General features: G+C 62.5%; 14 protein-coding genes and 1 pseudogene. 14 read left to right on the forward strand and 1 reads right to left on the reverse strand.

Annotated features, from left to right (window positions below):
- The first annotated feature begins 78 nt into the window (after nt 1-78).
- The 14 genes and pseudogenes from MUN79_RS17075 to MUN79_RS17140 all read left to right on the forward strand — a co-directional run bounded on the left by MUN79_RS17075 (nt 79) and on the right by MUN79_RS17140 (nt 10,867).
- Nucleotides 79-486 carry a rhamnogalacturonan endolyase family protein gene (locus tag MUN79_RS17075; RefSeq protein ID WP_244673862.1) on the forward strand — a complete coding sequence of 136 codons (408 nt, stop codon included), beginning with the start codon at nt 79-81 and terminating at the stop codon, nt 484-486.
- Between the two features lie 50 nt (nt 487-536).
- Nucleotides 537-1,997 (forward strand): rhamnogalacturonan lyase, encoded by a 1,461-nt coding sequence (locus tag MUN79_RS17080; RefSeq protein WP_244673863.1) that lies wholly within the window; start codon nt 537-539, stop codon nt 1,995-1,997.
- 65 nt (nt 1,998-2,062) lie between these two features.
- A complete protein-coding gene (locus MUN79_RS17085) occupies nt 2,063-2,752 on the forward strand; it encodes a hypothetical protein (protein WP_244673864.1) in 690 nt (229 codons plus the stop codon).
- Between the two features lie 246 nt (nt 2,753-2,998).
- Nucleotides 2,999-3,648: pseudogene (locus MUN79_RS17090) on the forward strand (conflict system bpX4 domain-containing protein).
- Nucleotides 3,629-4,330, forward strand: a complete 702-nt coding sequence (locus MUN79_RS17095) for an AAA family ATPase (protein WP_244673866.1) — start codon at nt 3,629-3,631, stop codon at nt 4,328-4,330. The pseudogene MUN79_RS17090 and the gene MUN79_RS17095 overlap by 20 nt, the downstream one beginning before the upstream one ends.
- A complete protein-coding gene (locus tag MUN79_RS17100) occupies nt 4,261-4,776 on the forward strand; it encodes a hypothetical protein (RefSeq protein ID WP_244673867.1) in 516 nt (171 codons plus the stop codon). Before MUN79_RS17095 ends, MUN79_RS17100 begins: the two co-directional genes overlap by 70 nt.
- Nucleotides 4,773-5,489, forward strand: a complete 717-nt coding sequence (locus MUN79_RS17105; RefSeq protein ID WP_244673868.1) for a hypothetical protein — start codon at nt 4,773-4,775, stop codon at nt 5,487-5,489. Before MUN79_RS17100 ends, MUN79_RS17105 begins: the two co-directional genes overlap by 4 nt.
- Nucleotides 5,486-7,306, forward strand: coding sequence for a hypothetical protein (locus tag MUN79_RS17110; protein ID WP_244673869.1), 1,821 nt, complete (start codon nt 5,486-5,488; stop codon nt 7,304-7,306). The genes MUN79_RS17105 and MUN79_RS17110 overlap by 4 nt, the downstream gene beginning before the upstream one ends.
- Nucleotides 7,276-7,581, forward strand: coding sequence for a hypothetical protein (locus MUN79_RS17115; protein WP_244673870.1), 306 nt, complete (start codon nt 7,276-7,278; stop codon nt 7,579-7,581). Before MUN79_RS17110 ends, MUN79_RS17115 begins: the two co-directional genes overlap by 31 nt.
- A complete protein-coding gene (locus tag MUN79_RS17120) occupies nt 7,571-7,951 on the forward strand; it encodes a hypothetical protein (protein ID WP_244673871.1) in 381 nt (126 codons plus the stop codon). Before MUN79_RS17115 ends, MUN79_RS17120 begins: the two co-directional genes overlap by 11 nt.
- 10 nt (nt 7,952-7,961) lie before the next feature.
- Nucleotides 7,962-9,506 (forward strand): bpX3 domain-containing protein, encoded by a 1,545-nt coding sequence (locus MUN79_RS17125; protein WP_244673872.1) that lies wholly within the window; start codon nt 7,962-7,964, stop codon nt 9,504-9,506.
- The gene (locus MUN79_RS17130; RefSeq protein WP_244673873.1) at nt 9,455-10,102 is read left to right on the forward strand and encodes a hypothetical protein; all 648 of its coding nucleotides are present in this window, start codon (nt 9,455-9,457) and stop codon (nt 10,100-10,102) included. Before MUN79_RS17125 ends, MUN79_RS17130 begins: the two co-directional genes overlap by 52 nt.
- 109 nt (nt 10,103-10,211) lie before the next feature.
- Nucleotides 10,212-10,694 carry a hypothetical protein gene (locus MUN79_RS17135; RefSeq protein ID WP_244673874.1) on the forward strand — a complete coding sequence of 161 codons (483 nt, stop codon included), beginning with the start codon at nt 10,212-10,214 and terminating at the stop codon, nt 10,692-10,694.
- On the forward strand, nt 10,685-10,867 hold the full coding sequence (locus tag MUN79_RS17140) for a hypothetical protein (RefSeq protein ID WP_244673875.1): 183 nt from the start codon (nt 10,685-10,687) through the stop codon (nt 10,865-10,867). The genes MUN79_RS17135 and MUN79_RS17140 overlap by 10 nt, the downstream gene beginning before the upstream one ends.
- A gap of 775 nt (nt 10,868-11,642) precedes the next feature.
- On the opposite strand, the gene MUN79_RS17145 is transcribed toward MUN79_RS17140, so the two are convergent.
- Complete coding sequence (locus tag MUN79_RS17145) at nt 11,643-11,810, reverse strand: hypothetical protein (protein ID WP_244673876.1); 168 nt, start codon at nt 11,808-11,810, stop codon at nt 11,643-11,645.
- Nucleotides 11,811-12,447: the final 637 nt, after the last annotated feature.

Genomic DNA, 12,447 nt, shown 5'->3' on the forward strand with positions numbered 1-12,447 from the left:
GCCACCCATATGAGCGCCGCGTATCCGTCCGGAAACATTCGATTTTTGCCCAGCAGGCGCTGCCGTGCGGCCTGGATTATGCTGATGGCGGCCGGCCTGAGCTTCGTCGGGGCTGCGCCGCGCGGGTTCAACGCCTACCCACCCGCCGCGGCTCCGGTGCAGGCCGAGCGGCTGGGACGGGGTCTGGTGGCCGTAGCCCAACCCGATGGCCGCATTTTCCTGAGCTGGCGCCTGCTAGCCTCTGACCCGGCCACGGCAAGCTTTACGCTCTACCGGCATCTGGGCAACGGCCAAAAGGTTAAACTTACCAGCCAACCCACTACCCGCACCAACTGGCTGGATAAAGTGGACGTATCGAGTAACGCCCCGGCTGTGGCATACTCCGTAGAGCTGGCGGGCACCAAATCCGGCTTGGTTGAGCAGGCTGCCATCTGGCCCCAAAGCTTCCTGCGCGTACCGCTCCGCATTCCGGCCGGGGCACCGTAAGCAGCGGCGCCGAAACCAGCCCCTATACGTACTCGGCCAACGACGCCTCCGTGGCCGACCTCGACGGCGACGGGCAGTACGAAATTGTGCTGAAGTGGGAGCCTAGCAATGCCCGAGACAATGGCTCGGCTGGCCTCACCGGCCCGGTGCTGCTGGATGCCTATAAGCTGGATGGCACCCAGCTCTGGCGCATTAACCTGGGCCGGAATATTCGCGCCGGGGCGCACTATACCCAGTTTATGGTGTACGACCTCGACGGCGACGGTAAAGCAGAAGTGGCCTGCAAAACCGCCGACGGTACCACCGATGGCCGGGGGCAAACCATCGGCGACGCCACCAAGGATTACCGCAGCCTCACCGTGCCCACCGCTGGAGAAACTGTAGCCACGGTCCGCGACAATAAGTTTGGCCGCATCCTGGCCGGGCCGGAGTTTTTTACCGTCTTCAACGGGCAAACCGGGGCGGCGCTGGCCACCACCGCCTACGTGCCCGGCCGTGCCCCGCTCGACGGCTGGGGCGGCATTGGCGGCAACGGGGGCAATGACCGCTACGGCAACCGCGCCGACCGTTTTCTGGCCGCCGTGGCCTACCTCGACGGCCGCCGCCCCAGCGTGGTGATGTGCCGGGGCTACTACGGCCGCACCGTGCTGGCCGCCTGGGACTGGCGCGGCGGGCAGCTTATCCAGCGCTGGGTGTTCGATTCAAAAGACGCTAAAAGTCCGTTTTCGGGCATGGGCAACCACGGCCTGAGCATCAACGATGTGGACGGCGACGGCCGCGACGAAGTCGTGTACGGCTCGATGGTAGTCGACGACAACGGCCGCGGCCTCTTCAGCACCGGCCTGCGCCACGGCGACGCGCTGCACGTGTCGGACCTGGACCCCGGCACCCCGGGCCTGGAAGCCTGGGGCGTGCACGAAAATGAGGACAAGGTGCCCGGCCACGAAAACGGCCCTGGCGCGGCGCTCTACGCGGCTGGCACGGGCCAAATTCTCCTAGCCGAGCTGCCGGGCCAGGATGTGGGCCGCGGTATGGCCGCCGATATTGACCCGCGCTACCCCGGCGCCGAGCTGTGGGCCAGCAGCCCAGAGCTGGGGCTGCGTTCCTGCCGGGGCGAGAAAATCGGCCCGGCCCCGCGCGCCGTCAACTTCGGCCTGTGGTGGGACGGCGACCTGCAGCGCGAATTGCTCGACGGCCCGCTGGTATACAAGTGGGATTACCTGGCCGGGCAAATGACCACGCTGCTCGACGGTCGGGCGCTGAATGCCGCTTCCTGCAACGGCAGCAAGGCCACGCCCTGCCTCTCGGCCGACCTGCTGGGCGACTGGCGCGAGGAAGTGATGTGGCGTACGGCCGCCAACGACGCCCTGCTGATTTGCACCACGACCATTCCCACCGAGCACCGCTTCGTGACGCTGATGCAGGACCGGGCCTACCGCCTGGGCGTGGCCCGCGAAAACGTGGGCTACAACCAGCCTCCCCACCCAGGTTTTTATCTGGGGAAGGCATGAAAATTTCGACTGGTCAATTAGGGAAATAAGATATAAAGGGTCAGGCGGTTAAGGCAAAATTACTGGTGAAACAATGCCGCAACCTATTGTCGCAGCAGGGTAGGAGGCCGGGCACGGCGCTGGTTACTGGTATAGTCCTTGGAAAGGCCGAACTCAGCAAATCAAGCTTACATCCTTTTTACTCCACCCATTATGCAAAACGCTACTCGTATCCTTTTCGCAACGGTCCTGCTGGCGGCCGGCAGCCTGCTCTCGGCCTGCTCCGACAAAAACGAGGAGCCGGCCCCACGCCCGACCCTACGCCTACGTATGAACTGAGTCATTATTTCTACTACCCCGCTACCAATGGCGGGGCGGCCATCATTCATCCGAAGCAGGACATTACCGGTGAAGCCCGGCTGTTTCCGACGGTGCTCGCCCTGGATTTTGTGGCCAAGCCCGACATGCCCCATTTCGAAATCGAGCGGGCCCAGCTCAAGCCCGACTGGAAGGGTCAGTATTCGCTCAAGTCCCGCGCCCAGCCCGCAAACCCCGTATTTGTGTCGTATTCCTACCACACCGACGGCTACCGAATTTTCCGGTTCAGCAACTTCACGCAAGTCCTGACCGGGCACGTGACCATCACGGCCTATGACGCCAAGCGTCAGCTTATCAGCGGCAATTACGAGGTAACGGCCCCGCGCAAACCGACCCGCTGGTGGTTTCCGTCGGCAACAAGTGCGACATCACAATCAACGGTACTTTCACGGATATGAAGGTGAAAATCGCGCAGTAACAGTTTCGCTGAGCTGCTTGCCTACTGATTTACAACGCTGCTGGCTTTCGGGTCAGCAGCGTTTTTTTGTTTCGGCAGGCTCCGCTGCGGGCGGTGGGCAATAAGCTTAAATTTCGCAGTCTGCGGCCTTTGCTTGCCCGACTACGCCGGAAATAGAATACTTTAGGAGTCGTTTATCCTAGGACTTATTCCGGAAGGGCAGCTGCGCTATCCTCGTTTGCTTATCATGCTGCTCACCAGTTTTTTACACGACCTGTTGACCACCGGCACCGTTACGCTGGTGGGCCGGCCCGCGCCGTTTGCCCCGAGGATCTGCTGGCGGCCGGAAGGTTGTTAGAGACTTACCACGCCGAGGACGCCCGGGAAATGCCGCACACGGCTCCGGGTTTTCACGCTTCGGCCGCGTTGTGGGCCGCTCGTATTTTGTACTACACCATTCTGCTGACCCTGGTGCGGGAACTCGACGAAATCGTGATTCAAGAGTATCTCACCGACTTTGCCGGCGACAGCACCCCCGAGGTGGTGTACTCTGCCGACCTTACCCTGCGCTACCTGCCCGATTTGCTGCGCCTGGCCAAAGGCCTCGCGCCCGGCGACGCGCTGGTAGCCCGCCTGCAGACCTTGGGCCGGCAGTGGCCGTTGTCGCTGGTGGGGCAAGAGTTACCGCTGCCCGAGTCCGAAGCCCAGGTGCTGGCTCATCCGTCCCTGCGGCAGGAATACGTGGACCGCATCATCCGGATCCAGGACCGGCGCCGGGCCGGGCAAGACCAGCTTCGGCCGCTGGTGCAGGCGGCCCTGGGCGGCCACGCGGCTACGCTCTGGCCCGATTTTCAGGCCTTTACTCTTTTAACTACTGATGGAAAACAAGCTAGCTGAGTCTGGGCTGCTGGTCGAAAAGCTCAACCTCGTCACGCGCCACCTCAAAGCCACTTTCGTGGGCAAGGACGACATCATCGACTTAATGAGTTTGTGCCTGGTGGGCCGCGAAAACCTGTTTCTGCTAGGCCCGCCCGGCACGGCCAAAAGTGCCCTGGTGCGGGCGTTGGCCCAGCGCCTGGAAGGCAAAACCTTCGAGTACCTGCTCACCCGCTTCACCGAGCCCAACGAGCTGTTCGGGCCCTTCGATATCCGTAAGCTGCGCGAGGGCGACTTGGTGACCAACACCGAAGGCATGCTGCCCGAGGCCAACCTTATCTTCCTCGATGAGCTGCTGAATGCCAATAGCGCCATTCTCAATAGCCTGCTGATGGTGCTCAACGAGCGGGTGTTTCGGCGGGGCCGCGAAACCCGCGCCCTGCCCGCCCTGCTCATGGTAGCGGCCAGCAACCACCTGCCCGAAGACGAGGCCCTGCAAGCCTTGTTCGACCGGTTTCTGGTGCGCGTGCACTGCGACTACGTGGCCCCGGAGTCCTTGGCCGACGTGCTCGAAGCGGGCTGGAACCTGGAGCGGCGGGGTGGGGCCGAAGCCCCACGATTACGGCCGCCGACGTGTTGCAGCTGCAGGCCGCCATACCCGGCATTGATCTGCAGCCGGTGCGGGCCCAGTACGTGGAGCTGATCAGTAAGCTGCGCCTGGCCGGTGTGGCCGTGTCCGACCGGCGGGCGGTGAAGCTACAGCGCCTGCTGGCGGCTAGTGCCTTATTGTGCCAGCGCACCACCGTCATTCCGTCGGATATGTGGGTGCTGCGCTATATCTGGGACACGGATGAGCAGCGCGAAGTCATTGCCGGCATTGTAAATGCCGTTGTCGAAGCTGATGAGCAGCCCGGCCAGCACCCACGAGCATTGGGAGCCGAAGCGCCCAACGCCGACGCCATCTTGAGCGAAGTACAAGCCCTGACGGCCCAGTGGGACCAGGCCGAAACGTCTTTGGCCGAGCGCACCGTCATCAAGGATCAGCTGCGCTACCTGCACGGGCGGGCCCAGTGGCTGCCCAACGAGGTGCAGCGCAGCTACGTGCAGGAGCCCCTGGATGCCCTCTGGCAGAAAGTGCTGCAGGCATGACGGAGCGGGTAATCGTGCTGGCCAGTGCCGACCGGGCCACGCTGGGGCATGTGCGCACCGTGCCCGGCTTGCGCGTAACCGAAACGGCCGGGCAACTGTGGGTGCGCGGCCTGCCGGCTACCGACGAGCTGCCCCTGCCTTTGCGGGCCTTGCCGGCCACGGCAGCGTACTCGGTCGATGCCCAGGAGCGGCTTTTTCCGCCGGGAACCCGTACGCCCACCGGCTTGCTTCCGCAGGGTACGTGGCAGCCCATTGCCGAATTTATGCCCCTGGAGCTGCCCACGGCTGCCTTACCAGCCCGGGCTGCACCCTCGTACCGGGTGCGGCTGCTGCCTTCGGGTCGGGCCGAAGCTGGCGCGGCCTTGCTCACCACGCTGCCTGAGTGGCTGGCCTATGCCGAAACTGCGCCCGAAATCCGACTGCGCGGGCTCCGCTTTGCCGTGTCCGGGGAAGGGCAGGTGCTGGTGCTGGGTACGCCACTGCCGCCGGTAATGGGGCAGGAATACTGGCAGCAGCACGGCCTGCTGCTGCCCGCCGGCTTCGACCTGGAAGCGCCGCTGTTGGCTCCGCTGCTGGCCCGCAAGCTCAATCCGACGGCCGACGGCGTGGTGTTGTTTGGGGCCGATGGACGCTGGGAGCAAATCTTGGCCGAGGACCTGGTGCCCGTCACCCGCAGCGCCGTGCGGTTAACGGCCGAGAGCTTCAACGCATGAGTGAGACGCCAACTTCGCCGCCCACCAATACGGCTTTGCTGTACTTCCAGGCGCCAGCCAACTACTTCTGGCGCTGGGCCGACTCGGGCCAAATCGTGGAGTGGCAAAACGGCGTCACCATCAGTTACCGCGACGAGCTGCAGGTGGTAATAGCCACGCTGGCCGCGCAGAACCTGCCGCCGCTGGGTGCGGTGCTGTTGCTGCTGGCGGCCTGCTCCCAGGGCTGGCCCGCCTCGGGTGGACAGGGCGTGTTGGCAGGCCTGGCAACCATGTTCCGGGGCCACAAGGGCACCGACGAGCTGCAGTTCTACCTCAACCAGGCCTGCCGGTTTATGGACCTGGTCCACGAGCTGCCCCCGGAATTGCGCACCGGTCCCCGGAAGCTGCAGCTGTTTCAGGAAGTGTTGCAACCCGCAAGCACCCGCCGGACCGCCAAAGGCCAGCAGCTGGTAGCCGAGCGTACCCTTGACTTTGGCGACAGTCAGGGCGCCCTGGCCCAATGGGCGAGCGGCCGACTGGACGAGGCGCTGCGCCACAGCGGGCCGGCCGTTGCGGTGGAGTGCTTTCTGGCTGATTTGCAGTGCCTCGACCAGGCCTTCCAGCGCTTTCCCAGTGCCGACTTATTGGCCTTGCGCCTGCGTACCGGCCTCGACCAGGTTCCCAAGCCGCTGCCCGAACCCGCGTTGCCGGAAGAGCCCGCCGCGCAGCCCACCGACCTGCTCGACCAGCTGGCCCAGGACCCGCGCACGGCTGGGCTGGCCCGGCTAACCCAGCGCCTGGTAGCCGCCCTGCGCATACCGATGCACACGCACCACGCTAGTGAGCAGCCGCTCGGGGGCATTGCCGACGTCGCAAATCGGGGCAACTTCGACCGGCTGCTGCTCAGTGAGCTGGCCCACGACGACCTGACACTGATGGCCCGCCTGGTAAACAATGAGGCGCTGTATCTGCGGCGGGAAGCGCCGCCCGCGCCGGAAGTTCGGCCCCGCGCCGTGCTGCTCGATACTACCCTGCGGATGTGGGGTGTGCCGCGGGTATTTGCCCTGGCTGCCGCCCTGGCCTGGACCCGCAACTCCCAGCACGGCCGCCAGCCGACCCCGGTGCTGGCCTACGCCCTGGGCGGGCGGCTGGTGGAGTGGGCTGATCTGGATTCCTTCGAGGGCGTGGTAGAAGCCTTGGGCCGCCTCGACGCCGCCCTGCACCCGGGAGCGGCCCTGCAGGTTTTTTCCCGCAACCAGACGGACTATGCCGGAGCCGACGCCCTACTTATTACCGCCGCTGAGCAGCTGACGGAACCCGCTTTTGCCGCGGCCCTGGCCGAGGCCACCGCTACGCTGCGCTTTCTGCTCACGGTAAATAGGAGTGGGGAATTGCAGCTCTATGAGTTTTACAACGGCTACCGCAGCTTGCTCAGTACTACTTCTTTCAATTTGGAAGAGCTGCTGTTTGCGCCGGTGCCGCGCCAGCCGCGCCGAATCCCACCGCCCGAGCGGTGGGGCCGGCCTTTGTGCAGGAACAGCCGGCCCCACTGTTTTTTCCGGCCACCGGCCTGCGCGTTTCGGAGCGCAATACCTTTTATCACCGCATCGGCGTGTTGGCCATCACCGACGCAAACCGGGTGCTGTTCTGGCCCGACCGGCGTACCGGAGCCCGGGAGCTGCTGCCTAGCATTGAGCCAGGTACCTTTTATTTCGGCTCCCACCAGCACACGGACCTGTTCGTGCTGGTCACGGCCGACGAGCTGCTGCGCATCTACCGGTTTGCTGTCAACGAGCCAAGTGGAGACGTGGAATTTATTGATCTGGACAACGAGTTGAGTACGTCGGCAGAAGTTGAGGTCCGGTTCAAGGAGGGCTGCTTCTACGTGCGCCGCGGCGCCAGCAACCTGGTATTCGACTGCCAGAGCCGGACTGTTATTGACCGGGCGTTGCCGTGGTTGCCGGAAGCCGAAACCAGTGGTTTTAAGCCAGATTTTGGCCAGGTTAAGCGTCATATCAACAACGGTTACACCCCGCTGCTGCGCATCAAGCGGATGGGAGTCAACAGCCCGGGACCTGGTCATAGGAAACCACAAAATCACGTTGCGAAGTAACGCCGACCTCTATTTAACGAGCACTGAGCCGGGCTCCTATTACGCGGCCGAGGATTTAAAATCGGCGCAATTCGTGGAGGAGGAGCCTTTGTCGACCAACGCCTGGGTGCGGCTGCAGCGCTTCCGCTGGCCCGGCGGCAGCGAGGCCATTGTTGATTCGCGGGGCCTGCTCCATTTGCGCAGCTCTGACTTGAGCGTGCCCGAAATGACCCTGACGCTGATCCTGGGCCGGCCGCTGGCCGCCTGGGCCGCCGACGGAACCGTGTGCGGCTCTTCCTACTTTACCGGGCCGGAGCCCGCCTCAGGTATACCGGTTGAAGAATTTTACGAGCAATACCTGCGTCGCTTCATCAGTGGCCTGATTGACTAACCAAACCCCTATGCAACTCACGCTCCGGTACCACGAAACGGCTCAGCGCCCGGTGTGCGCGGCTTTTCTGCGCGGCTCCGACCCGGCCGCCTGGCTGCGCGAAATGGGCCGCTGGGACTTGGATGCTGCCCAGCTGCAGTGCTACTTGGTGCCCGAATCCATCCGGTCGGTGCAGGTGGCCGGGCTGTTTGTGGTAGCCAGCGCCCCCTTGCCTGCCGACCTGCTGGAACCCTACGGCGTAGTGGCCGGGCGGCTGTTTGTGCCCGTCCAGGCTGGGCTGTGGCCTTCTACTACGCCCGAGGAACTAGGCCGCCTGCTACTCTGGCCCCGGCAGCTGCTGCACCCCAGCCTCGGATTTATCGGCTTTGAGGCTGCCGACGAGCTGGACCTAAGCACCCTGCTGCGCACGGGTCCGCCCCGGGCCACCGACTGGGGACTGGCCCGGCCCGGCCTGCCGCCCAAGCCGCGCCTGCTGCGGGTGGAAATCCTGCGTCCCTCGGCCGAGGAAGTGGTAGAGTCTATCCGGGAAGATGTGGGCACCGAGCCGCTTACCCAGCTCCTGGGCTCCAAGGAAAGCCAGCCTGGGCCTGGCTCCCGGCTCTGGCTAAACCTGCGCCATGCGCTTCTGGTGGCCGCTTTGGGAGTGGTGCAGGCAGTGCGCGGATTTTTTGGCAGTGAGCTGCTCAAGGTGCTGGGCGCGGCGGTGGGCATATTAATGCTCGTGCTGTTATTCCTGGGCCTGTTCGTGAGTGTGGGCAATGGTAGTTTTTCCGGGATGGGCATCGTAGTGGCCGTAGTGCTCATGCTGCTGGCCCGGGGCATAGGCAGCTTTATGAGTGGCCGGGTTTCTTCCGGAGGCACCAGTCGGCAGCCGGTGCGGCGCCCAACGGGCAGCTCGGGTGGCCCGGGTGGATTAAGCCGTTTGGAGCGGTGGCTAGGCGGCAGCATCAAGGACCTGGAGCAGAAGCGGCAGAACGAGATAGAGCGGCTGCTGCGTCTGTTCGGGGAAAATATGGAGGAAGCCCTGAAATACGCCATTCCTCTGGGCGGGTCCTACCAGGACCGCGGCACGGCGGCTCCCTCGGCCCACCTGGGCCCGCGCGCTACCGATTTTAGCCTCGGGGGTTGGGTGGAGGCCGGGCCGTGGATTCCTGGAATATCGACGCCTACCGCTTCGATTTGCAGCAGCGCTACGAGCAGGCCGCCCGCCAGGAAGCCGAGGCGGGGCGCTACAAAAAGGCCGCCTACATTCAGGCTCACTTGCTGGGCAACTATCTGGCGGCTGCCCAGGTGCTGGAGCAGGGCGGCTTTTACCGCGAAGCCGCCGCCCTCTACAAAGACCACCTCAAAAACCTGCCCCTCGCCGCCCAGTGCCTGGAAAACGGCGGCCTGCTGCTGGAAGCCGTGGAGCTGTATGAGGAGCTGCAGCAGCACGAAAAAGCCGGTGACCTATACGGGCAGCTGGAGCAGCCCGAACTGGCCGCCCGCCACTACGAGCGCAGCGTGGACAAGCTGCTCGGCAATCAGGACCACCTCGACGCGGCCCGGATTCTGAGCGACAAGCTCGCTGCTGCTGACCGGGCCCAACAGGTGCTGCTGCAGGGCTGGGCTGGCTCCCGGCAGGCGGAAAATTGCCTCAAGCAGTACTTTGCCCTGGCCGCGGCGGCGCCCGAGCCTGACCTCGGCGCGCAGGTACGCCAGGTATATCGGCAGCACACGCCCACCGAACGGCGCGTGACCCTGCTGCAAGTGCTGGCGGCCGTAAACGAACAACACCCCGATGCCGAGCTCCTGACCACTTCCCGCGACGTAGCCTACGAAGTGGTTAGTGCCGAAGCTGCCGCCGGCAATACCACGCCCCTGGCCCTGTTGCGCCATTTTTTGCCCGACGACCGGCTGCTAGGCGCCGACGTGAGCCGCTACGCCACCAGCCGGCAAAAGCGCCTGCGGGACGCGCTGCCAACCGCTCCGGCCGGCTTTCAGCTGGATGCAACCATCACCTGGCTCACGGCCGCCAGCCACGGGGCACAGTGGCTGCTACTGGGCCAGCGCGACGACCAGCTGCACCTGGCCCGCTGCAACGGGTACGGCAATGTGGAATACTATTCCTGGTCAAACTCCATCGACCCGGGCTACGGGTGGTGCTGGTAGCCGATGACCGGCAGAGTTCCCGCATTCTGGTGCGCCCGTCCCGCGGGGTACTGCTGGACACCAAGGTGCTGCCCAAAAACAAGTACTTCACCGAAAGCCTCACTGTGGAGTGCCCGCCCTGGTTGCCGGAGTGGCCCGCCGGGTGGCGCTGCTGCCCCATGGCAACATCGTCTCGATGAGTTTGCAGGACGGCAATACGGTGCAGGAGCAAGGGTTTAGCGGCACCGGCCAACTGTTGGATACCTGGACTTACGACCTGACGAAAACAGCGCCGACTTTTACGTCCGTTGAGCGGGCTTGGCCCTGTGAGTTGTTTGTTGATGCTGCCCGGAGTTACACCTACTGGAATCAGTGGCTGGTTGTCATGGACGAAATCATGGGACCTATTGCGGCGCATGAGTTAAGCGGAACAGTGGTGCAGCTGGCCCGCTCGCCCTACACGGCCGAGCTGCAGCTGGCAGTGGCCACGCAAACGGGCCTGCAGGTGTGGGAGCCCGAAAACTCGGCCAAGCGCAAACCAACCCCGGAAATAGCAACCAACTGCGCTGCCAACATGGACCTGCGCTTCGTGGCCCGGAGCACGTGGCCGTAGTCGACATTCAGGCCGTAGAGCTTTACCACCTTTCGGCGGACGGCCCCCGTCTGGTGCGCACCATCGAAACCCAGAGCGAATTTGTGGCCGCGCTGACCACTACCGACCGCCAACGGTTTGCATTGCTCGAAGCCTCGGGCCGGGTCGTGCTGCACAGCTTGCCGACGGTATAGAATACATTATAATCCAAAATAAGGGGAAAGTATTTGAGCTATTGGGGTAAGAACTTTACGAAATGTTATCTAGGTAACTTAATTTTCTTCAAGGTGAATCCTGCTAGGACACTATTGTCAAAGGACCAAATTGTTACTTCTGTATAAGATTTGTATGCTCGTACTATTTTAACGCTGCTCTCGTGGGATTTTTTTACAAGTGAGTCTCCTGCCGTGAGATAGTCGCTACAAGGTCCGGGAACAGCCAGAATTACCTTATAGGTACCTATCCTAACCATAGGTTCACCTCGATTATACCCATAAATTGTGTCTATTACACCCCGTATTCTCATTTGCTCATATTCGTTTCCTGAAATAAATGAATGGACATCTTTTGACTTAATAAATTTCCCTTTGCTTTTACTTATTTGACTAATAACGATAATGCTTGAAAAAATTAGTGCACCTAGTATTTTAAGCGAAAAAAGTTTGTTATTTCTGTTTGTATCTGGCATGCAATAGAAATTAAGAAAATGAGCCGTACTAGCTAAAGGTAGGCAATGCTGCACGAACTTTTAATCTAAACTTACGCTAGTTTCCAAGTGCATACTGGTATGCATACTTTCTATACCGCCTTCCGTTTTAAAACAAGTCGTCCTTGACCGGAGCTGTGTAGGGCTGGGGCTTGGAGTCCGTTTTGGGCAGGCCGAAATAGAAGTACAGGGTGCGCTTGGTGCTGCCGCTGAGGTGGTTCAATTCGCTCTGGGGCCCAGGTTCTTGGTGTTGGCGTCGATATTCAGCGCCAGCTTGGTGCCCAGGGGCGGAATGGCATCGAGGAAGGAGAGGTTGCCCGAGGGCAAAGCCGGGAGGGCTTCACGCCCGAGAGGCCGTAGAAATCGAACAGGCGCACATAGAGACCTTTGTCGGGCGAGGCAATGAGGAATTTGCCTTCCACGGTGTTCATTTCTAGCCAGGCAATGTCGGCGAAGTAGCCCTTAAATTCAGGGTAGATCCAGGGGCAGCGCCGGTTTGGGTGTTGTTGTAGGCGTTTTCCCAGACGTTGTCGCCCACGCCCTGCAGGCGGTTTTTCCAGACCCGGTAAGGTCCCTTGCCCAGCCACTTGGCACCCAGTACGTAGTTTTCAGGGTAGGTAAAGCTCAGCCCGCTGAAGGCGTAGTCGCCGGCAGGCAGGCTGTACTCGTAGTCCATGCGCAGCCAGCCCGAGCCGTGCATCTTGTAGCGCACCGCCTTCAGGTCGCCGCTGTACGTCACGTCGACTATTTCGCCGTCGGCCTCGGCGTGGTGCTGCAGGCTGGTAAAGGAGGCCGCGCCGCTGACCAGCACCGGGCCGCCCGCAAAGGAAAGCTTGTCGCCGTTGTTGCCTTTCACGCCGGTGATTTTGCCGGTGGTTTTGTTGAAGGCCACCACAATGTTGTTGGCTTTCAGAGTCAGCAAGGAGTCTGCGTCGGTGACTTCCACCGGGCTTTTCTCGGCCGAAGCCAGGGCTACCACGCCGTCGAGCACCTTCTGGTTGCCGCCGGTTTTCCAGGTCCATTTATACACCAGGTTTTTCTGCGGGTCGAAGGCCGAGAGCACCAGCG

Origin of the sequence: Hymenobacter cellulosilyticus, from assembly GCF_022919215.1 — a bacterium.
GTDB classification, from domain to species: domain Bacteria; phylum Bacteroidota; class Bacteroidia; order Cytophagales; family Hymenobacteraceae; genus Hymenobacter; species Hymenobacter cellulosilyticus.

Excerpts from the sequence above, each read along its gene's own strand:
- MUN79_RS17075 (WP_244673862.1), top strand. The coding sequence starts at position 79 with ATGCTGATGGCGGCCGGCCTGAGCTTCGTCGGGGCTGCGCCGCGCGGG.
- MUN79_RS17145 (WP_244673876.1), bottom strand. The coding sequence starts at position 11,810 with ATGAACACCGTGGAAGGCAAATTCCTCATTGCCTCGCCCGACAAAGGT.
- MUN79_RS17095 (WP_244673866.1), top strand. The coding sequence starts at position 3,629 with ATGGAAAACAAGCTAGCTGAGTCTGGGCTGCTGGTCGAAAAGCTCAAC.
- MUN79_RS17125 (WP_244673872.1), top strand. The coding sequence starts at position 7,962 with ATGCAACTCACGCTCCGGTACCACGAAACGGCTCAGCGCCCGGTGTGC.
- MUN79_RS17110 (WP_244673869.1), top strand. The coding sequence starts at position 5,486 with ATGAGTGAGACGCCAACTTCGCCGCCCACCAATACGGCTTTGCTGTAC.
- MUN79_RS17105 (WP_244673868.1), top strand. The coding sequence starts at position 4,773 with ATGACGGAGCGGGTAATCGTGCTGGCCAGTGCCGACCGGGCCACGCTG.